The organism is Rhodococcus sp. SORGH_AS_0303 (assembly GCF_030819335.1).
Taxonomy (GTDB): Bacteria; Actinomycetota; Actinomycetes; order Mycobacteriales; family Mycobacteriaceae; genus Rhodococcoides.
Genome location: NZ_JAUTBO010000001.1, coordinates 880,293 through 899,283, shown reverse-complemented (window position 1 = coordinate 899,283; position 18,991 = coordinate 880,293). Strand labels below are relative to the sequence as shown.

Genomic DNA, 18,991 nt, shown 5'->3' with positions numbered 1-18,991 from the left:
GGTCCCGCTTCGGAGACTATTCTCCGGTGGCCTTCGCGATGATCTCCTTCGAGACGTTCGAGGGAACCTCTGCGTAGGAGTCGAAGACCATGGAGTAGTTCGCTCGGCCCTGGGTGCGAGACCGCAGGTCACCGATGTAACCGAACATCTCCGACAGCGGAACCAGCGCCTTGACGACACGGGCACCACTGCGTTCCTCCATGGCCTGGATCTGGCCACGGCGGGAGTTCACATCGCCGATCACGTCGCCCATGTACTCCTCGGGCGTGATCACCTCGACCGCCATGAGCGGTTCGAGGATGACCGGACCGGCCTTGCGGGCAGCTTCCTTGAAGGCCTGCGAACCCGCGATCTTGAACGCCATCTCGGACGAGTCGACGTCGTGGTACGCGCCGTCGAGCAGGATCAGCTTGACGTTCACCAGCGGGTAGCCGGCGAGAACGCCGTACTGCATCGCGTCCTGCGCGCCGGCATCCACGGACGGGATGTACTCGCGCGGGATACGACCGCCGGAAACCTTGTTCTCGAACTCGTAGGTCGCGCCGTCCTCGCCGATGAAGGGCTCGAGGCCGATGATGACCTTCGCGAACTGGCCGGAGCCACCCGTCTGCTTCTTGTGGGTGAACTCCTGCTTCTCGACGATCTTGGTGATCGTCTCGCGGTAGGCCACCTGCGGCTTGCCGACGTTGGCCTCGACCTTGAACTCGCGACGCATGCGGTCGACGAGGATGTCGAGGTGGAGCTCGCCCATGCCGCCGATGACGGTCTGGCCGGTCTCCTCGTCGAGCTTGACCGAGAAGGTCGGGTCCTCTTCGGCCAGCTTCTGGATGGCCGTGCCGAGCTTCTCCTGGTCGGACTTCGTCTTCGGCTCGATCGACACCTGGATGACCGGGTCCGGGAACGTCATCGACTCGAGGATGATCTGGTTCTGCGGATCGCAGAGCGTGTCACCCGTCGTCGTGTCCTTCAGACCGATCACGGCGTAGATGTGGCCGGCGCTGGCGGTCGCGACCGGGTTCTCCTTGTTGGAGTGCATCTGGAAGAGCTTGCCCAGACGCTCCTTCTTGCCCTTGGTCGAGTTGATGACCTGCGAGCCGGAGTCGACCTTGCCCGAGTACACGCGCACGTACGTCAGCTTGCCGAAGAACGGGTGCGTCGCGATCTTGAACGCGAGCGCCGCGAACGGCTCGTCGGCGGACGGCTTGCGGGTGAGTTCCTTCTCCTCGTCGCCCACGGCGTGACCGATGGTCTCGGCGACGTCGAGCGGGGACGGGAGGTAGTCGATGACCGCGTCGAGCATGGGCTGGACGCCCTTGTTCTTGAACGCGGAACCGCACAGGATCGGGTACAGCTCGGAGTTGACCGTCATCTTGCGAATCGCGGTCTTGACCTCGTCGATGGTCAGCTCGTCACCGCTGAAGTGCTTCTCCAGCAGTGCCTCGTCGGACTCGGCGACGGTCTCGAGCAGCTCGGTGCGGTACTGCTCGGCCCGCTCCTTCAGCTCCTCGGGGATCTCGACGGTCTCGTAGGTCTCGCCGAGCTTCGTCTCTCCGCGCCAGACCTTCGCGTTCATCTCGATCAGGTCGACGATGCCCTCGAAGCTGTCCTCGGCGCCGATCGGCAACTGGATGACCAACGGCTTGGCGCCGAGGCGATCCTTGATGGTCTGCACGGTGAAGTAGAAGTCCGCACCGAGCTTGTCCATCTTGTTGACGAAACAGATGCGCGGCACGTCGTACTTGTCGGCCTGACGCCACACCTGCTCGGACTGGGGCTCGACGCCCTCCTTGCCGTCGAACACGGCGACGGCACCGTCGAGGACGCGGAGCGAACGCTCCACCTCGACCGTGAAGTCGACGTGCCCGGGGGTGTCGATGATGTTGATCTGGTTGTCGTTCCAGAAGCACGTCGTGGCAGCAGACGTGATGGTGATGCCACGCTCCTGCTCCTGCTCCATCCAGTCCATGGTGGCTGCGCCGTCATGGACCTCACCGATCTTGTACGAGATACCGGTGTAGAAGAGGATGCGCTCGGTAGTGGTGGTCTTACCGGCATCGATGTGGGCCATGATGCCGATGTTGCGGACCTTGTTCAGGTCGGTCAGCACGTCCTGTGCCACGAATTCATCCCGCCTTGGTGTTGGAAGAAGTGAGTCGAAGGTTCAACGCTCGGGTGGCGCCGGATGTTTCCCGGCGCCCCCGAGACGCGATCACCAGCGGTAGTGCGCGAATGCCTTGTTGGCTTCCGCCATCTTGTGCGTGTCCTCGCGACGCTTGACTGCTGCGCCGAGACCGTTGCTGGCATCGAGGAGTTCGTTGGCCAGACGCTCGACCATCGTCTTCTCGCGACGAGCGCGGGAGAACGAGACGAGCCAGCGCAGAGCCAGCGTGGTGGAGCGGCCCGGACGAACCTCGACCGGAACCTGGTAGGTGGCGCCACCGACACGACGGCTGCGGACCTCGAGGGCCGGCTTGACGTTGTCCAGTGCGCGCTTGAGCGTCACGACGGGATCGGTGCCCGTCTTCTCGCGTGCCTGCTCGAGAGCCTGGTACACGATGCGCTCCGCGGTCGACTTCTTGCCGTCCAGCAGGATCTTGTTGACCAGCTGGGTGACCAGCGGCGAACCGTAGACGGGATCGTTGATCAGCGGGCGCTTGGGTGCTGGGCCTTTACGTGGCATGTCAGCTCTTCTCCTTCTTGGCGCCGTACTTGCTGCGAGCCTGCTTGCGGTTCTTCACGCCCTGCGTGTCGAGCGAGCCACGGATGATCTTGTAACGGACACCCGGGAGGTCCTTCACGCGACCACCGCGCACGAGCACCATGGAGTGCTCCTGCAGGTTGTGGCCCTCACCGGGGATGTAGGCGGTGACCTCGACGGACGTGGTCAGGCGGACGCGAGCGACCTTACGAAGCGCGGAGTTCGGCTTCTTCGGGGTGGTGGTGTACACGCGAGTGCACACACCACGGCGCTGCGGGCTGCCCTTCAGGGCAGCGGTCTTCAGCTTCGCGACCTTGTCGGTGCGACCCTTGCGGACCAGCTGGTTGATTGTTGGCATGAACCGGCTTTCTTCGTGTCGAGAAACAGGGATCTAGCAGTTGGGGCAAGAGAACGCTGCCCCTCACCCAGTAGTGCTTCCGCGGGCTTCGTGCACCCCGCGGTCGGGTGTGTCGCATACCCCCACACGGCAGCCGCGGTTCTTGCTCGATGGTGAACTCGAACACGGCTGTACCTCGCATAGGCACACAGACGTACCGGCTGGGCCGGGCACGACCTGTAACGGTACCCGGCGGCGCGCCTGATGGTCAAAACGCCCCTGCATCGGGTACAGGAGTTCACCCTTCCGTCGTCACGCCGACAGATTGAGCGACAGCTGCATCAACCGCGTGGCCGACTCACAGGGGTCGGTCGGGTTCCCCGGCCGATACTGCACCCACCAGCCGATGACCCCGGAATCGGGCGACTGCGCCGCCACGCCGCACGATGCCGGATCGTCCGGTTGACGGATCTCGAGGGCCTTCCGCGAGGACACCTCGACGTCGCTCACCGTCCACCCCAAACGTTCGTTCACCTCGCGCTCGGCCGCGAGCGACCCCGTCTCGAACCAGTCGAACGTCACCTTGACCGCGCCGCCCGGGCCGGTCAGGTCCCACCGGCAGATGGCCCCGATGAAGCCCTGGTCGATGGCGTCGCCGCCCACGACGTCGGCGATCTGCTCCGGAGTCACCGTGTCGCACTCCTCGAGGAGCGAGCGGAACTCGCCGCCGTCAGTATCGATTCCCTCGGCCACCGCACGACCCTCGATGGTGGTGCCGCACGCACTCAGCACCAGCGCGGCGCCGGCCAGCATCGGAACGACTTTCCTCACTGCGCACGCTCCGCAACCGTCTCGAGCAGGCCCCGTGCGACAGCGCACGGATCGGCCGTCGGAACACTGTCCGCGTACATCACCGAGAAGTGCACGAAGTCGTCTCCGTACTGCAATCCGTTCTCGCAGAGATAGGTCTCGCCCGTCGCGTTCTCCGACCTGGCCTCGAACCCGGGCTTGCCCTCGATCTCGATGTCCGCTGCCGGTCGGCCGATCAGTTCCGACCCCATGCGTTCACGCCCGATCGGGCTCCCGCGGTACCAGGAGAAGCTGACAGACGGGCCGGTCGGACCCGACACCTCCCACTCGCAGCCCACCGAGTTGCGGGTCACGATCGCGAACGACGGCACGGCGAACGCAGTGCGGACCTCCTCGTCGGACAGACCGCCGCAGACGCCGAAGAACGGGCCGGGTCCCTGCGACGCGGACGTGGACGGCGCGTCGTCGGTGGCGGCGTCGGAGTCGGATCCGCAACCGGTGAGCCCGAGCAGCACCACTGCTGCCACGCCGGCCCACCGCACGGAGTTCATGGCGGCAGCCTATCGGAGTGCGGACTGTCGCGAGTACGCCGAAAGTGCCGTGATGCGAGCGCCGATCACGACAGTTCGGACGTACTCGCGGGGGTGCTGGTGGTGGGGGTATCGAGGGCCAGGGACGCGTCGAGCACCGAGGCCCACACCTTCACGATCTCGGCGCGGCGGCGCGAGTCGTCGCTGAGCACGTCGGCGAGACCGAGCCCGCGGGCCAGGTCGAGGGTGGCCTGCACGAGTCGGTGGGTGCGCGGATCACTGTCGTCGGCGCCGAGGTGATCGACCGCCGTGCGGTGCGCCACGCGACCGAACTTCTCCTCGAGAGGCAGGACCCGGGCACGCATCTCGGGATCCGCGGCCGCGGCGGTCCAGACCTGCAGCGCGGCACGGAAGATGGGGCTCGTGTAGTAGTCGACCAGCCGGGTGACCACGGCCTCGGTCCGCCCGGCGCCCTGCGGGAGCGCACTGCTCTCGGCTCGCGCCTCCCCCATGCGCGTGTCGAACATGTACTCGAGCGCCGCGGTGATGAGGTCCTCCCGCGTCGGGAAGTGGTGCTGGGTGGCACCGCGAGAGACGCCGGCCCGCTCGGCCACGACGGCGACCGTCGTCGCCGCCCATCCCTCGGTGGCGAGCGCGTCGATCGTGGACTCGAGCAGACGCAGTCGCGTGGCGCGGCTGCGATCCTGCTTCGGGCTGCGGGTGTCACCGACTCGGTGACGAGTGGGCACGGTCATGGCCGTCACGTCTCCTTCCCCACAGCGGCGCCGGACGACTCCGCCGGTGCGGCCCACGACGGGCTGCGCTTCTGCAGAAAGGCCATCATCCCCTCCCGCGCCTCGTCCGATGCGAACAGCCTCGCGGACTCCTCCGCCAGGTCCGCGCCCCGGCGGTCGAACTCCTCGAGCATCGCGGCGGTGGTGAGGCGTTTCGACGCCGCGAGACCCTGCGGTGACGACGGACGGATCGCCGCGACGAGTTCGGCCACCGTGGCCCCGGTGTCGGCCGCAGCCTCGGTGACGAGCCCGATGGCCTCCGCCTCGTGCGCGCCGAACGTCTCCGTCGTCAGGAAGTACCGGCTCGCCGCACGCGAGGTCATCCTCGGCACCACCGTCAAGGAGACGATGGACGCGGCCAACCCCAGCCGCGCCTCCGTCAGCGCGAACGAACTCTTCGGCCCGGCCACCACCAGATCGCACGCGCCCACGAGGCCCATACCGCCGGCACGCACATGCCCGTCGATCCTGCCGATCACCGGCTTCGGCGTCTCGAGGATCGCCCGCAGCAGCGTCAGCATCTGCTCGGTGCGCGAGGAGACCGAACTGCCCGCCTCCGTGAGATCGGCACCTGCACAGAACGTTCCGCCGGTGTGGGTGAGGACCACGGCGCGGACGTCCCGATCCGCGCCCGCGTCGCGGAGCCCCGCCGTCAGGTCGTCGACCAGGGCGGTGGAGAGGGCGTTGCGATTGTGCGGGGTATCGAGGGTCAGAGTCACCACGCCCTCCGACCGATCGACCCGCACAGGTGGTCCGTCGCCCCGACCGGCCTCCGGCCTGCCCGGGCCCCGACCGGCCTCCGGCCTGCCCGCCATCAGTAGCTCTTCGGCAGGCCCAGCGAGTGCTGGGACACGAAGTTCAGGATCATCTCCCGACTGACGGGAGCCACGCGGGCGATGCGCGCCGCACCGAGCATGGACGCGAGGCCGTACTCCTCGGTCAGGCCTGCGCCGCCGTGCGTCTGGATGGCCTGGTCGATGGCCTTGATGCTGGCCTCGGCGGCCGCGTACTTCGCCATGTTGGCCGCTTCCGCCGCACCGAAATCGTCACCGCTGTCGTAGAGCACCGCGGCCTTCTGCATCATCAGCTTCGCCAGTTCGAGCTCGATCTTGCACTGCGCCAACGGATGGGCGATTCCCTGGTGCGCCCCGATGGGGCTCTTCCACACGGTGCGCTCGTTCGCGTACTTCACCGCGGCGTCGAGGGCGTAGCGGCCCATGCCGACGGCCATCGCCGCACCGAGGATGCGCTCGGGGTTGAGACCCGCGAACAACTGCATCAGCGCCGCGTCGGGCTCACCGACCAGCGCCTCGGCCGGCAGCCGGACGTCGTCGAGGAACAGCGTGAACTGATGATCGGGCTCGATGATGTCCATGCGCATCTGCGTCTTGTTCAGGCCCGGTGCATCGGTCGGCACGATGAACAGCGCCGGCTTCAGCTTCCCGGTCTTCGCGTCCTCCGTACGGGAGACGATGAGCACCGCGTCGGCCTGGTCGACGCCGGAGATGTAGATCTTGCTGCCGCGCAGCACCCACTCGTCACCGTCGCGTCGCGCGGTGGTGGTGATCTGGTGGGAGTTGGAGCCGGCGTCGGGCTCGGTGATGCCGAACGCCATGATCGCGGAGCCGTCCGAGAGGCGGGGCAGCCAGGACTGCTTCTGCTCGGGGGTGCCGTACTTCGCGATGATGGTGCCGCAGATCGCCGGGCTGACGACCACGAGCAGCAGGCCCGCACCGAACGAGGACATCTCCTCCTGGACCAGTGCGAGCTCGTAGATGCCGGCACCGCCGCCGCCGTACTCCTCGGGGAGGTTCACCCCGAGGAAGCCCAATTGCCCGGCCTCGTGCCACAGTTCGGTGAGTGCCTCACCCTTGCGTGCCTTGGGCAGCACGTAGTCGATGTAGTTGTGGCGCTTGCCCAGTCCGGCCACCGCGGCGCGGAGGCTCTTCTGCTCGTCCGTCTCGATGAAGCTCATGCCTGATCTCCTTCTGCTGCGACGACCGCCAGTACGGCGTCGACGTCCACCTGGTGTCCCACGGTGACCGTGAGCTCGGTCAGCACGCCCGCCGCGGGTGCGGTGATCGTGTGTTCCATCTTCATGGCCTCGAGCCACAGGATCGGTTGGCCGGCGGTGACGGTGTCGCCGACGGCAGCACCGATCCGCACGACGCTGCCGGGCATCGGTGCCAGCAGCGATCCGGCGGCGACGATCTCGCTCGGATCGACGAACACCGGAACCCGTTCGAGCCGTACCGGTCCGAGCGACGAGTCGACGAACACGGCGTCGCCGTGGACCGCGACGTGGAACTCGCGTCGCACACCGTCGGCCAGCAGCACCACCCGGTCGGACTCGGCCCGGACCAGCGCGCAGTCGTCGACGTCGGTGACGAGCGTTCCGCGCGACAGCCGGTACTCGGCGACGATCTCGGTGCCGTTCACCGCGTACGTCTTGCGTTGCGGCACGGAGGCGAGGTTGCGCCAGCCGCTGGGGAGGGATCGGCCCACCGTCGCCGATTCTCTCGATCGGGTGGCGTCCGCGAGCGCTGCGGCGAGTGCGGACAGCCGCACACCCCGGTCGTCGACGAGCGGCCGAGCGAGGACCGCCAGATCGTGCGTCGCGAAGAACCCGGTGTCGGTGTCGCCCGCGAGGAACGCGGGGTGTCTCAGCACCGTGACGAGCAGGTCGCGGTTGGTGCGCACCCCGTGAATGCGCGAGCGCAGCAGCGCTTTCGCCAGGATTCCGGCCGCCTGCTCCCGGGTGGGCGCGTACGAGATCACCTTGGCGAGCATCGGGTCGTAGTGGGTCCCCACCACGCTGCCGTCGACGATGCCCGAGTCGACTCGCAGGCCTGTCCGCGTGAGCACCTCGAACTCTCGCGCTCCGTCGAACTCGACGTGGTGCACGACGCCGCTCTGCGGCTGCCAGTCGCGCGCCGGATCCTCCGCGTACAGACGCACTTCGATCGAGTGTCCGCGCGTGGTGGGCTGCTCGGCCGGGAGCGCTCCGCCCGCGGCGACGTGGATCTGCAGTGCCACCAGATCGAGACCGGTGGTGCACTCGGTCACCGGGTGCTCGACCTGCAGGCGCGTGTTCATCTCGAGGAAGTAGAAGTTGCCGCGCTCGTCGCTGAGGAATTCGACGGTGCCGGCCCCCTCGTAGTCGAGCGCCTCGGTGGCGATGCGTGCCGCCTCGAAGAGCTTCTCCCGCATACCCGGAACGCGCTCGACGAGCGGAGACGGCGCCTCCTCGACCACCTTCTGGTGGCGTCGTTGGATGGAGCACTCTCGCTCGCCCACCGCCCACACCGTGCCGTGGCGGTCCGCCATGACCTGGACCTCGATGTGGCGGCCCGTCTCGAGATAGCGCTCGCAGAAGACCGTCGCGTCACCGAAGGCGGACAGCGCCTCCCGCGACGCCGCGTCGATCTCGTCCTGCAGTGCGTCGAGTTCACGCACCACGCGCATACCGCGACCACCACCACCGGCGGACGCCTTCACGAGCACCGGCAGATCGTCCTGCGTGACGGACGCGGGGTCGAGCCGATCGAGCACCGGCACACCGGCGCTCTGCATCATGGCCTTGGACTCGACCTTCGACCCCATCGACTCGATCGCCTTCACCGGCGGACCGATCCAGGTGAGGCCCGCATCCTGCACGGCGCGCGCGAACTCCGCGTTCTCGGACAGGAACCCGTAACCGGGGTGGATCGCGTCGGCGCCCGCGCGCTGCGCCGCCTCGATGATCAGGTCTCCGCGGAGGTACGTCTCCGACGACGCGGAACCGGGCAACCGGACGGCGACGTCGGCGTCGGCGACGTGCGGTGACGCGGAGTCCGGATCGGAGAACACGGCAACCGTGTCGATGCCCTCGGCGCGGCAGGTCGTGAACACGCGGCGGGCGATCTCGCCGCGGTTGGCAACGAGTACTGACGAAATGGTCATGACGGTCACATCCGGAAGACACCGAAGTTGGCGGTGCCCTCGATCGGGGCGGAGGCGATGGCCGACAGGCACATCCCCACCACCGTGCGGGTGTCTCGGGGGTCGATCACGCCGTCGTCGTACAGGCGTCCGGACAGGAACATGGGAACCGACTCGGCCTCGATCTGCTGCTCGATCATCGCGCGCAGACCCGCGTCGGCCTCCTCGTCGAACGCCTGTCCGCGGGCCTCGGCGGAGGCGCGGGAGACGATCGAGATGACGCCCGCGAGTTGGGCACCGCCCATGACCGCGGACTTGGCGCTGGGCCAGGCGAAGAGGAAGCGCGGGTCGAAGGCGCGACCGCACATGCCGTAGTGCCCGGCGCCGTACGACGCACCGAGCAGCACCGAGATGTGCGGGACGGTGGAGTTCGAGACGGCGTTGATCATCATCGACCCGTGCTTGATCATCCCGCCCTCCTCGTACTCCTTGCCCACCATGTAGCCGGTGGTGTTGTGCAGGAACAGCAGTGGCGTGTTCGAACGGTTCGCCAGTTGGATGAACTGCGTCGCCTTCTGCGACTCCTCGCTGAAGAGGACGCCGCGGGCGTTGGCGAGGATGCCGACCGGATACCCGTGCAGTTCCGCCCATCCGGTGACCAGAGACGAGCCGTAGAGCGGCTTGAACTCGTCGAAGTCGCTGTCGTCGACGATGCGCGCGATGACGTCGCGGGGGTCGAACGGGATCTTGAGGTCGGCCGGCACGATACCGAGCAGTTCCTCCTCGTCGTACCGGGGCGGGAGCACCTCGGTGCGCGGCGCCGGACCCTTCTTGTGCCAGTTGAGCCGCTTCACGATGCCGCGGCCGATGCGGATGGCGTCCTTCTCGTCCGCGGCGAGATGGTCTGCGAGACCGGAGGTCCGGGCGTGCATGCGGGCGCCGCCGAGCGATTCGTCGTCGGTCTCCTCGCCGGTGGCCATCTTCACCAGCGGCGGTCCGGCGAGGAACACCTTGGACCGCTCCTCGATCATGACGACGTGATCGGACATGCCGGGGATGTAGGCGCCGCCGGCGGTGGAGTTGCCGAACACGAGGGCGATGGTGGGGATGCCGGCCGCGGAGAGGCGCGTCAGGTCACGGAAGATGCGGCCACCCGGGACGAACACCTCCTTCTGCGTGGGGAGGTCGGCACCGCCGGACTCGACCAGTGAGATGACCGGCAGCCGGTTCTGCATTGCGATGTCGTTCGCTCGCAGCGTCTTCCGCAGGGTCCACGGATTGCTCGTGCCGCCCCGCACGGTGGGGTCGTTGGCGACGATCAGGCACTCGACGCCGCTGACGACACCGATGCCGACGACCACGCTGGCGCCGACCGGGAAGTCCGTGCCCCAGGCCGCGAGCGGGCACAGCTCGAGGAACGGCGAATCCGGGTCGACGAGCATCTCGATGCGCTCGCGCGGGGTCATCTTGCCGCGGCCGCGGTGCCGTGCGACGTACTTCTCGCCCCCGCCGCCCAGTGCCTTGGCGTGTTCGGTCTCCACCTCGGAGAGCTTCGCGATCATGGTGTCGGCGGCCGAGACGTACGCGTCACCGGAGCTGTCGAGTCGGGAGGTCAGAGTCGTCATGCGGTGTACCCCAGTCGCTTCGCGGCCAGCGAGGTGAGGATCTCGGTGGTGCCGCCGCCGATGCCGATGATGCGCATGTCGCGGTACTGACGCTCGACCTCGCACTCGGCCATGTAGCCGAGTCCACCGAACAGCTGTACCGCCTGGGAGGCGACCCATTCGCCGGCCTCGACCGCGGTGTTCTTCGCGAAGCACACCTCGGCGATGCAGTCGTCGCCGTCCTCGACGTGGCGATCGATCAGTGCGTGCGTGTACGTGCGGGCCACGTCGATCTTGCGGTGCATCTCGCTGAGCGTGTTCTGCACCGCCTGACGGGCGATGAGCGGCTTGCCGAACGTCGAGCGGTCCCGCGTCCACGCCACCGTCAGATCGAGGCACCGCTGCGCCGAGGAGTAGGCCTGCGCGGCCAGCGCAGCGCGTTCGGAGACGAAGGCCTGCGCGATCTGGGCGAACCCGGAGTTCTCCGGGCCCACCAGGTTCTCCGCGGGCACGCGCACGTCGGTGTACGACAGTTCGGCGGTGTCGGAGGCCCGCCATCCCATCTTGTCGAGCTTGCGGGACACCTCGAATCCCGGTGTGCCGCGCTCGACGACGAGCAGCGAGACGCCGGCCGCGCCGTCTCCCCCGGTGCGGACGGCGGTGACCACGAAGTCGGCCCGGCACCCCGAGGTGATGTAGGTCTTCGCGCCGTTGACGACGAAGTGGTCCCCGTCGCGCACCGCTCGGGTGCGCAGGTGCCCCACGTCGGATCCGCCGCCGGGCTCGGTGATGGCCAGCGACCCGATCAGCTCGCCGTCGAGCGTGGGCCGGACCCACTTCTCGAGGTGGTCGGGGTTGCCCGCAGCGACCATGTGCGGCAACGCGATCCCACAGGTGAACAAGGACGCGAACAGGCCGCCGGACGCACCCGCCTCGTGCATCTCCTCGCAGATGACCGTGGCGTCGACCAGCGAGCCGCCGCCCCCGCCGACCGCCTCCGGGAACGGCGCCCCGAGCAGACCGATCTCGGCTGCCGAGCGGTGCAGGCTGCGGGGGATCTCGCCGTCACGCTCCCACTCGGTGAGGTGCGGCAGCACCTCCCGGTCCACGAACCCCCGGACCGTCTTACGGAGTTGCGCTCGGTCGGGGCCACCCCAGGTGCTCATGCGAGTCCACTTTCTGCGAGTACTGATTCGGGTATCGGGACGTGCCGCGATCGCAGCCACTCCCCCAGGCCCTTGGCCTGGGGATCGAAGCGGGCGCCGGATGCGACGCCCTCTCCGAGAATCCCGTCGACGACGATGTTCACGGCCCGCAGGTGCGGGAACTCGTACCGGTGCACGCGCAGGCCCGCCGTCTCCGGGAGCAGCGTCGTCACCATCTCGGTGGTGAGAATCGACCGGAGCCAGGCCCACGCGGCGTCGCCGCGCACCCAGACCCCGACGTTGGCGCTGCCGCCCTTGTCACCGCTGCGCGCCGCCGCCACCGTGCCGAACGGCAGCGTGCGTGTGGGTTCGGCCGGCGGGCGGCCTGCGGGCGCGTCGGACGGGTCCGCCTCGACAGCCGTGGTGACGGTGGGCGGTGCGACGTCGACGCGCGTGCCGTCCGTGAGAACCGCCACGTGCCGCGGCACCGCCTGATCGACGAACCCGGCCTCGAAGACGCCGTAGGGCGACCCCTGACCCGGAGGCGTCGTCACACAGAAACCGGGGTAGCTCGCCAGCGCGAGTTCCACTGCGGCAGCGCTGAACACGCGACCCACACGCTGCGGATCAGCGTCGCGGACGACGACACGGAGCACCGCACTGGCGGCCTCCTCGGTGTCGGCGTCAGGGTGGTCGGTGCGCGCCAGAGTCCAGTCGACGTCGCGCGGCGGCGGCGTCAGCGCCTCGGTCATCTGGGTGCGCACCAGGTCGGCCTTGGCCTCGATGTCGAGCCCGGTGAGCACGAAGGTCATCTCGTTGCGGAACCCGCCGAGCGTGTTCCGGGAGACCTTGAGGGTGGGCGGCGGCGCCTCGCCGCGAGCCCCCGTGACCAGCACGCGGTCGGGTCCGTCCTGCGAGACCCGCACCGTGTCGAGCCGCGCGGTCACGTCCGGGCCGAGGTAGCGCGGGCCGGTGATCTCGTACATCAACTGCGCCGTCACCGTTCCGACAGTCACAGCGCCGCCGGTGTTCTCGTGCTTGGTGATCACCGACGACCCGTCCGACCGGATCTCCGCGAGGGGGAACCCCGGTCGACGCAGATCCTCGATCTCACCGAAGAAGGAGTAGTTCCCGCCGGTCGCCTGGGTTCCGCATTCGATGATGTGGCCGGCGACGACGGCACCCGCGAGTTCGTCGAGGTGATCGCGGGTCCACCCGAACCGGGAGATCGCCGGGGCCACGACCACAGATGCATCCGTGACGCGTCCGGTGACCACGACCTGCGCCCCGGCGTCCAGGCACGCCGCGATACCGAATGCGCCGAGGTAGGCATTGGCGGTCAGCGGGGAGCCGAGGCCCAGTTCGTCGGCGCGGTCGTGCAGATCGTCCCCCTCGACGTGGGCTACCGAGACGGTCAGACCGAGACGGTCGGCGAGGGACCGGATCTCGTCCGCCAGTCGTGCGGGCGCCAACCCACCGGCATTGCTGACCAGGGTGACGCCTTTGTCGAGCGCAGTGCCCAGGCACTCCTCGAGCTGCCGCAGATACGTCTTGGCGTAGCCGCGCGTCGGATCCTTCATCCGGTCGCGTCCGAGAATGAGCATCGTCAGCTCGGCCAGGTAGTCGCCCGTGAGGACGTCGAGATCACCGCCGTCGAGCATCTCGCGCATGGCCGACGCGCGGTCGCCGTAGAAGCCGGAGCAGTTTCCGACCCTGATCATCTCCGTCACGACGCCACCCGCACGTCCCGGCCACCGCCGGGAGCCCCCGCGAACGCCTGCGCGAGACCCAGCCACGTCGCCGCGTCGTCGCCGACGGCCACGAGGTCGGTGTCGTCACGGTGCACGCGCTGCGTGACGAGCAGGCAGAAGTCCGGAGCGGAACCCGTGACACTCTGCTCCGCGTCCTCCGGCCCCCACGACCACTCACTCCCGTCGGGAGCGGTGAGCACGACGCGGAACGGTGCCGACGGCGGCGTCAGGCCGCGGATCGCGTAGGCGAAGTCGCGGGTGCGTACGCCGATGTGCGCGACGTGACGCAGCCGCGCGGTGGGTTCCCGGACCACGCCGAGGGCGTCCGCGACGTCCTGACCGTGTGCCCAGGTCTCCATGATGCGCGCGGTGGCCATCGACATCGCGCTCATCGGCGGGCCGAACCAGCGGATCTTCACGCCGTCGGGCACGTGTGTCAGGACGTCGAGCAGTTGAACTCGGCCGAGCCGCCATCGCGACAACAGGGTGCTGACCTGCTCTCCGGCGAGTGCGTCGGCAGCGGAGTCCACGAACGAGTCCGGACTGCCCATCGCGTCGGCGATCACCGCGTCGAATGCCGCTTCGGCGTCCTCGTCACCGGAGGCGCCGGCCGTCGTCAGCGCGGCGACGTGGTCGGTCCAGTGCAGGTGAGCGATCTGATGCGCCACCGTCCAACCGGCCGCCGGGGTGTCCGTGCGCCACGCGGCGTCGTCGGCATCGGCGACCAGCGCGTCCAGCGCGTCGCCCTCCGCACGCAGGTCCTGCAGCAACACCTCGAGAGCAGCCATGCCTGGAACGGTCGCACCCACGGGCCAAAAAAGCAAGCATGCTTGCTTGTTCTTGGACGTTGTGACGAACTCCAAAACAATCCGTGGCACCATCCATCCGCAGCGCAGGTCCGAAAGCCTGGTTTACGGTGAATCCCACAGGCGGTTGGACGCTTTACCGCACGACACCCATCACGACGCTCGCGACACGCCGGGCGGGACGAGGCCGCCCGCGAATGCGGGCACCGAAGGGAACGGGACCCGACATGGTCAGTGCACGAGACGGACGACCGGGGCAGGCCTACAGCGCGCCGGGCGCCTTCACCACGGCCTTCAGTCCGGGCGTCGGACCCCGAGCCGAGTACCCGGTGCCGGAACCGGTGCGGCACGACGAGACCGGGTACGACGAACCCCGGTACGACGACGACGACGAGCCGATCGGCGAACTCGAGGCTCGCTACGAGTGGATCGTCGGCCTCATGTCGTCGTTCACCGATCAGCGCGTCGTGCGGTGGATCATCGCCTTCTTCACCGCGTCGATGGGCGTGTGCGCCACCCTCGAGATCCTGTACGGCTTCGGCGGCACCACCACGTTCACGGTGGGCGTGCAGATCGGCTGCGCGGTCTTCGCATTCGCCGCCGCTCTCTGGTGGACGGTGACCTCCTGGCCGCGGCTGCACACCGCCTTCGCCTTCGTCGTCCTGTCCAACCTGGGCATCCTCGCCGCGAACCTCAGCGCCGACATGCCGCCCGCCTACGCCGTCGGGAAGACCACCTTCTTCGTGGTGCTCGGCCTGTTCGCCGGTGTCTTCCTCGACCGCTGGATGCTGGCCACTCACATCGCGATCGCCGGTGTCGCCGTCACGTCCATCATCGGCTACAACATGCTGTTCGAGGACGTTCCCCCACTGGGCGCGCTGGTCGTGTGGGCACCGGTCATGTCACTGGTCATCGCCGTTCCCGCACTGCTCTACACGTTCGTGCGAGCAGTGCGGCTCGACCAGTCCTGAGCCACTCTCCGCGAGTACGTCCGTGGTGTCGTGATCGCGAGTGGAATCACGACACTGTCGACGTACTCGCGGTGGGGGGGGTGTCCTCGGGGCTCACTCGTCGATGCTGGACATGTCTCCGTAGCGTGCTCCGGCCACGGCCGATGCGGGCACCGCTGCCTCGAGTTCGTCGAGGATCTCCTGCGTCACCGCGACGTCCGCCGCTGCCACGTTCTCCTCGAGGTAGCGCACGCGCTTGGTTCCGGGGATCGGCGCGACGTCCTCGCCCTGTGCCAGCACCCACGCCAGAGCCAGCTGACCGGGCGTGCATCCCAGCCGGTCCGCGATCTCACGGATGCGCGCCACGAGCGTCAGGTTCGCCTCGAGCGCCTCGCCCTGGAACCGCGGGAAGTACGCGGTGCGGCGCGAGTCCTTCTCCGCCAACTCCGACTCGTGTGCGATGGCGCCGGTCAACAGCCCGCGACCGAGCGGCGAATACGGGACCAACCCGATGCCGAGCTCACGGAGCGTCGGGAGCACAGTCTCCTCGAGATCCCGCGTGAACAGGGAGTACTCGGTCTGCACGGCCGTGATCGGGTGCACTGCGTGCGCCCGGCGGATGGTCGCGGCCGACGCCTCGGACATCCCGAGATGGCGCACCTTGCCCGCCTGCACCAGCTCCGCCATCGCGCCGACCGTGTCCTCGATGGGGACCGACTTGTCGACGCGGTGCTGGTAGTACAGGTCGATGTGGTCGACACCGAGCCGCGACAACGACGCGTCGCAGGCCGCGCGGACGTACTCGGGGGTGCCGTTGATGCCGAGACGGGTGCCGTCGGCGAGTCGCTCGTTGCCGAACTTGGTGGCGAGCACCACCTGGTCCCGACGGCCGGCGATAGCCTCGCCGACCAGCTCCTCGTTGACGAACGGGCCGTACATGTCGGCCGTGTCGAGGAAGGTCACACCGAGTTCGAGAGCGCGGTGGATGGTGGCGATGCCGGAGGCGCGGTCGGTGTCGCCGTAGAACTCGGACATGCCCATGCAGCCGAGGCCGAGGGCGGAGACGGTGAGAGGGGACTGCGTACCGAGGGTGCGTGAGGTGAGCGTCATGCCCCCACTCAACGTGCTGGAGTGCGCTCCAGGTCAAGCCTGCCGACGTAGAGCTCGATCTTGTGGTCGATCGCGCGCAGATGACCGGTCACCTCGGCGAGCTGCGCCAGCACCCGTTCCCGATGCGCGCGGAGGGCGTCGAGCCGCTGCTGCTCCGTCCCCTCGCCCTGACGCACCAGGTCGGCGTAGTGCCGCACCTCCGCGATCGACATCCCGGTCGCACGCAGTCGGGTGATGAGGACGATCCACGTGATGTCGTCGTCGCTGTAGCGGCGCTGTCCGGTGGACGACCGCGGCACCGCGCGCAGGAGCAACCCGTCGCGCTCGTAGTACCGCAGCGTGTCGATGGTCAGCCCGGTCTGCTCGGACGCCTCCGCGATGCTGTGACTCACCCCGTCAGCTTAGGCATCAGCGGAAGAGCGGGAACTTCCTCTTGGTGGCGAGCGCGTCCATGCCGGACTGGATGGAGCGCCGCACCTCCTCGTACTTGGCCTCCACGTACTCCTCGTCGTCCACGCGGGCGAGATCGTGATCCACCTCGACGGGCGGCATGAAGCGGGTCCGGATCTTGGCGGGCAGCGGGATCTGCGGAAGTGCGGCCGGCGCGATGATCCACGGCAGCGACACGGCAATGGGGAACACCTTGAGTCGCGCGATCTTGTCCAGCCCCAGCATCTTCGAGAGCTTGTCACCGCGGACCAGCACGGGCATGGCGTCGGCGCCGCCGACGGTGGCGATCGGCACGATCGGCACCCCGCAGCGGATGGCGAGCTTGATGAAGCCGGTGCGCCCGCCGAGGGTGGCGACGTCACGTTCGCTCCACGGTCGCAGCGAGTCGACCTCACCTCCGGGCCACACGATGACGTCGCGCCCCTCGGCCAGTGCCGTGGACATCGAGTCGGGAGCAGCGGGCAGGACACCCATCGACCGGAACACCGTGCCGATGAGAGGGAAGGCCATCAGCGCATCGTGCGCGGTGCCGTGCAACGTGCGTGACGGGCCGAACCGTCGCCACCACTGCGCCCCCACCGTCCAGGCGTCCCACACGAACGGTGCACCCGAATGCACGCCGACCAGCAGCACCGGTGGCGGCGGGATGGTCTCCCACCCGTCGATCTCCATCCGGAAGTACTTGTCGACGAGCGGGTTCCAGAACTTCTCCTGGCGCCGCATGCTGTCGACGTCCTGGTCCGTGAGGTCCCAGTCGCCGGCGCGCGAGGCGACCAGGCCACTGAGTCCACCGGACGCGTTCTCGCGCTTGTCCTTCATCGTCAGCCGGGCCGCGGCGGCGACCCGCTCGGCCTGGTCCTGCAGCTCGGGATCGCGATGGTCGGTAGGGGAAACGTCTGTGTGATCGGCGCCACTCATGAGGCCGAACCTACTGCACGGTCAGATGCGCCGTACCCCGGTTGCACACAGGCCGTGACGAATCAGCACATCCACCCCCGGGGCGGTGGTTCGTGTGCAGCCTCGCTCGCCTCACCTCGTCGAGGTCCGCCGCACGACGTGCCACTCCGGTGTCGCGACGGGCTCACCCGCGAGCACGGCCCGCGCAGCGCTGCGCCCCTGCTCGTACAGCGACTGGGCCACCGTCGTCAGCCCTGCGCCCGCCGCTTCCTCGGTGTCGTCCCACCCGACCATCGCCAGGTCGCCCGGCACCTGCAGGCCGCGGTCCCGCACCACCGACAATGCCCCGAGCGCCATCTCGTCACTCATCGCCAGCACCGTGTCCGGCAGCGCGTCCAGGTGATCCTGCATCGCGCGCGTCCCCTCCGAGCGGAAGCTGCCGGTGCCGAACGCGACGGGCACCGCGGACCAGTCGAGCCCCAGCGCCTCGGCAGCCGCGCGGTAGCCCCGCAGACGGTTCCTCGTCACCGGGAAGTCGATCGTCTCCGGATCCGGTCCGTGCACGAGGCGCCGCTCCCGATGCTCGTCGGCAGGAAAAGCGAGCACCAGCGGTCGCGCGGCACCCGCGAGGGCGATCAGGGCGACCGCCTCGGCCGCGGCGGCGTCGTCGATGCTGACCAACGTCGTGCCGTCGTGCTCCGGACCGCCCTGCACGCACACGGGTCGCCCGGTGGCGACGGCCGCGTCGAGCAGTGGGTCCCCGGTGACCGTGGTCCAGAAGACGTACCCGTCCACGGCGGCGTCGCGCACCCGGTCGACGTCGCGGGCGACGCGCGTGTTCGGCAGGATCACCAGGCCGGTGTCGGTGTCGAGGCACGCGTCGGCCACTCCGGACAGGAACCGGCGGGCCTGCGGGTCGTCGAACGCGTACGTCAGCTTCTCCGTCAGAAGCACGGCGAGGTTGTTGCTGCGGCCGCTGCGCAGCGACTGCGCGCCCCGGTGCGGGCCGGTGTAGCCGAGTCGCTCGGCGGCGTCGAACACCTTCCCCCGCGTCTCGTCCGAGACCCGCTCCGGCCGCCCGTACGCGTAGGACACGCTCATGACCGAGACGCCGGCCGCCGCCGCGACGTCGGCCATGGTGACGCGTGTGTGCGAGGTCATCGATCGCCACTCTATCGCCCACCCCCG

At 68.7% G+C, this 18,991-nt stretch carries 18 protein-coding genes; 1 reads left to right on the top strand and 17 read right to left on the bottom strand.

Going from position 1 to position 18,991, the window contains the following annotated elements; all coding sequences use genetic code 11:
• Positions 1 to 16: 16 nt before the first annotated feature.
• From fusA to QE449_RS04315, 13 genes are all read right to left on the bottom strand, one after another.
• Positions 17 to 2,119 carry an elongation factor G gene (fusA, locus tag QE449_RS04375; protein ID WP_027504616.1) on the bottom strand — a complete coding sequence of 701 codons (2,103 nt, stop codon included), beginning with the start codon at positions 2,117 to 2,119 and terminating at the stop codon, positions 17 to 19.
• Between the two features lie 90 nt (positions 2,120 to 2,209).
• Complete coding sequence (rpsG, locus tag QE449_RS04370) at positions 2,210 to 2,680, bottom strand: 30S ribosomal protein S7 (protein ID WP_027504615.1); 471 nt, start codon at positions 2,678 to 2,680, stop codon at positions 2,210 to 2,212.
• 1 nt (position 2,681) lies between these two features.
• Entirely contained in the window at positions 2,682 to 3,056 is a 375-nt protein-coding gene (rpsL, locus tag QE449_RS04365) for a 30S ribosomal protein S12 (RefSeq protein ID WP_027504614.1), read from the bottom strand.
• 291 nt (positions 3,057 to 3,347) lie between these two features.
• Positions 3,348 to 3,848 carry a DUF3558 domain-containing protein gene (locus tag QE449_RS04360; protein WP_373428365.1) on the bottom strand — a complete coding sequence of 167 codons (501 nt, stop codon included), beginning with the start codon at positions 3,846 to 3,848 and terminating at the stop codon, positions 3,348 to 3,350.
• 14 nt (positions 3,849 to 3,862) lie between these two features.
• Positions 3,863 to 4,396 (bottom strand): DUF3558 domain-containing protein, encoded by a 534-nt coding sequence (locus QE449_RS04355; protein WP_307108281.1) that lies wholly within the window; start codon positions 4,394 to 4,396, stop codon positions 3,863 to 3,865.
• 65 nt (positions 4,397 to 4,461) lie between these two features.
• Positions 4,462 to 5,130 (bottom strand): TetR/AcrR family transcriptional regulator, encoded by a 669-nt coding sequence (locus QE449_RS04350; RefSeq protein WP_307108280.1) that lies wholly within the window; start codon positions 5,128 to 5,130, stop codon positions 4,462 to 4,464.
• Between the two features lie 5 nt (positions 5,131 to 5,135).
• On the bottom strand, positions 5,136 to 5,984 hold the full coding sequence (locus QE449_RS04345; protein WP_222639324.1) for an enoyl-CoA hydratase family protein: 849 nt from the start codon (positions 5,982 to 5,984) through the stop codon (positions 5,136 to 5,138).
• A complete protein-coding gene (locus QE449_RS04340; RefSeq protein ID WP_027504609.1) occupies positions 5,984 to 7,144 on the bottom strand; it encodes an acyl-CoA dehydrogenase family protein in 1,161 nt (386 codons plus the stop codon). The genes QE449_RS04345 and QE449_RS04340 overlap by 1 nt, the downstream gene beginning before the upstream one ends.
• A complete protein-coding gene (locus tag QE449_RS04335) occupies positions 7,141 to 9,111 on the bottom strand; it encodes a biotin carboxylase N-terminal domain-containing protein (protein ID WP_307108279.1) in 1,971 nt (656 codons plus the stop codon). Before QE449_RS04335 ends, QE449_RS04340 begins: the two co-directional genes overlap by 4 nt.
• A gap of 5 nt (positions 9,112 to 9,116) precedes the next feature.
• Positions 9,117 to 10,715: an acyl-CoA carboxylase subunit beta gene (locus QE449_RS04330; protein ID WP_307108278.1), complete on the bottom strand. Its 1,599-nt coding sequence runs from the start codon at positions 10,713 to 10,715 to the stop codon at positions 9,117 to 9,119.
• Complete coding sequence (locus QE449_RS04325; protein WP_307108277.1) at positions 10,712 to 11,860, bottom strand: acyl-CoA dehydrogenase family protein; 1,149 nt, start codon at positions 11,858 to 11,860, stop codon at positions 10,712 to 10,714. The genes QE449_RS04330 and QE449_RS04325 overlap by 4 nt, the downstream gene beginning before the upstream one ends.
• Entirely contained in the window at positions 11,857 to 13,560 is a 1,704-nt protein-coding gene (locus QE449_RS04320; RefSeq protein ID WP_307109675.1) for an acyclic terpene utilization AtuA family protein, read from the bottom strand. Before QE449_RS04320 ends, QE449_RS04325 begins: the two co-directional genes overlap by 4 nt.
• A 5-nt stretch (positions 13,561 to 13,565) precedes the next feature.
• The gene (locus QE449_RS04315) at positions 13,566 to 14,378 is read right to left on the bottom strand and encodes a TIGR03084 family metal-binding protein (RefSeq protein WP_222645501.1); all 813 of its coding nucleotides are present in this window, start codon (positions 14,376 to 14,378) and stop codon (positions 13,566 to 13,568) included.
• 245 nt (positions 14,379 to 14,623) lie between these two features.
• On the opposite strand from QE449_RS04315, the gene QE449_RS04310 reads away from it, so the two are divergent.
• Positions 14,624 to 15,367: a giguanylate cyclase gene (locus tag QE449_RS04310; RefSeq protein WP_307108276.1), complete on the top strand. Its 744-nt coding sequence runs from the start codon at positions 14,624 to 14,626 to the stop codon at positions 15,365 to 15,367.
• Positions 15,368 to 15,460: 93 nt separating this feature from the next.
• On the opposite strand, the gene QE449_RS04305 is transcribed toward QE449_RS04310, so the two are convergent.
• The 4 genes from QE449_RS04305 to QE449_RS04290 form a co-directional block, all read right to left on the bottom strand.
• Positions 15,461 to 16,456, bottom strand: a complete 996-nt coding sequence (locus QE449_RS04305; protein ID WP_307108275.1) for an aldo/keto reductase — start codon at positions 16,454 to 16,456, stop codon at positions 15,461 to 15,463.
• An 8-nt stretch (positions 16,457 to 16,464) separates the two neighbouring features.
• Positions 16,465 to 16,848 carry a MerR family transcriptional regulator gene (locus tag QE449_RS04300; RefSeq protein ID WP_056441761.1) on the bottom strand — a complete coding sequence of 128 codons (384 nt, stop codon included), beginning with the start codon at positions 16,846 to 16,848 and terminating at the stop codon, positions 16,465 to 16,467.
• 16 nt (positions 16,849 to 16,864) lie between these two features.
• Positions 16,865 to 17,824 carry a lysophospholipid acyltransferase family protein gene (locus tag QE449_RS04295; protein ID WP_307108274.1) on the bottom strand — a complete coding sequence of 320 codons (960 nt, stop codon included), beginning with the start codon at positions 17,822 to 17,824 and terminating at the stop codon, positions 16,865 to 16,867.
• Positions 17,825 to 17,935: 111 nt separating this feature from the next.
• The gene (locus QE449_RS04290) at positions 17,936 to 18,964 is read right to left on the bottom strand and encodes a LacI family DNA-binding transcriptional regulator (RefSeq protein ID WP_307108273.1); all 1,029 of its coding nucleotides are present in this window, start codon (positions 18,962 to 18,964) and stop codon (positions 17,936 to 17,938) included.
• Positions 18,965 to 18,991: the final 27 nt, after the last annotated feature.

What these genes read in the sequence shown, in the direction of transcription:
- QE449_RS04320 (WP_307109675.1), bottom strand. Translation starts at nt 13,560, where the DNA reads ATGATCAGGGTCGGAAACTGCTCCGGCTTCTACGGCGACCGCGCGTCG.
- rpsL (WP_027504614.1), bottom strand. Translation starts at nt 3,056, where the DNA reads ATGCCAACAATCAACCAGCTGGTCCGCAAGGGTCGCACCGACAAGGTC.
- QE449_RS04325 (WP_307108277.1), bottom strand. Translation starts at nt 11,860, where the DNA reads ATGAGCACCTGGGGTGGCCCCGACCGAGCGCAACTCCGTAAGACGGTC.
- QE449_RS04310 (WP_307108276.1), top strand. Translation starts at nt 14,624, where the DNA reads ATGGTCAGTGCACGAGACGGACGACCGGGGCAGGCCTACAGCGCGCCG.
- QE449_RS04290 (WP_307108273.1), bottom strand. Translation starts at nt 18,964, where the DNA reads ATGACCTCGCACACACGCGTCACCATGGCCGACGTCGCGGCGGCGGCC.
- QE449_RS04330 (WP_307108278.1), bottom strand. Translation starts at nt 10,715, where the DNA reads ATGACGACTCTGACCTCCCGACTCGACAGCTCCGGTGACGCGTACGTC.
- QE449_RS04295 (WP_307108274.1), bottom strand. Translation starts at nt 17,824, where the DNA reads ATGAGTGGCGCCGATCACACAGACGTTTCCCCTACCGACCATCGCGAT.
- QE449_RS04335 (WP_307108279.1), bottom strand. Translation starts at nt 9,111, where the DNA reads ATGACCATTTCGTCAGTACTCGTTGCCAACCGCGGCGAGATCGCCCGC.
- QE449_RS04360 (WP_373428365.1), bottom strand. Translation starts at nt 3,848, where the DNA reads ATGCTGGCCGGCGCCGCGCTGGTGCTGAGTGCGTGCGGCACCACCATC.
- rpsG (WP_027504615.1), bottom strand. Translation starts at nt 2,680, where the DNA reads ATGCCACGTAAAGGCCCAGCACCCAAGCGCCCGCTGATCAACGATCCC.
- QE449_RS04340 (WP_027504609.1), bottom strand. Translation starts at nt 7,144, where the DNA reads ATGAGCTTCATCGAGACGGACGAGCAGAAGAGCCTCCGCGCCGCGGTG.
- QE449_RS04345 (WP_222639324.1), bottom strand. Translation starts at nt 5,984, where the DNA reads ATGGCGGGCAGGCCGGAGGCCGGTCGGGGCCCGGGCAGGCCGGAGGCC.
- QE449_RS04350 (WP_307108280.1), bottom strand. Translation starts at nt 5,130, where the DNA reads ATGACCGTGCCCACTCGTCACCGAGTCGGTGACACCCGCAGCCCGAAG.
- QE449_RS04315 (WP_222645501.1), bottom strand. Translation starts at nt 14,378, where the DNA reads ATGGCTGCTCTCGAGGTGTTGCTGCAGGACCTGCGTGCGGAGGGCGAC.
- QE449_RS04355 (WP_307108281.1), bottom strand. Translation starts at nt 4,396, where the DNA reads ATGAACTCCGTGCGGTGGGCCGGCGTGGCAGCAGTGGTGCTGCTCGGG.
- QE449_RS04305 (WP_307108275.1), bottom strand. Translation starts at nt 16,456, where the DNA reads ATGACGCTCACCTCACGCACCCTCGGTACGCAGTCCCCTCTCACCGTC.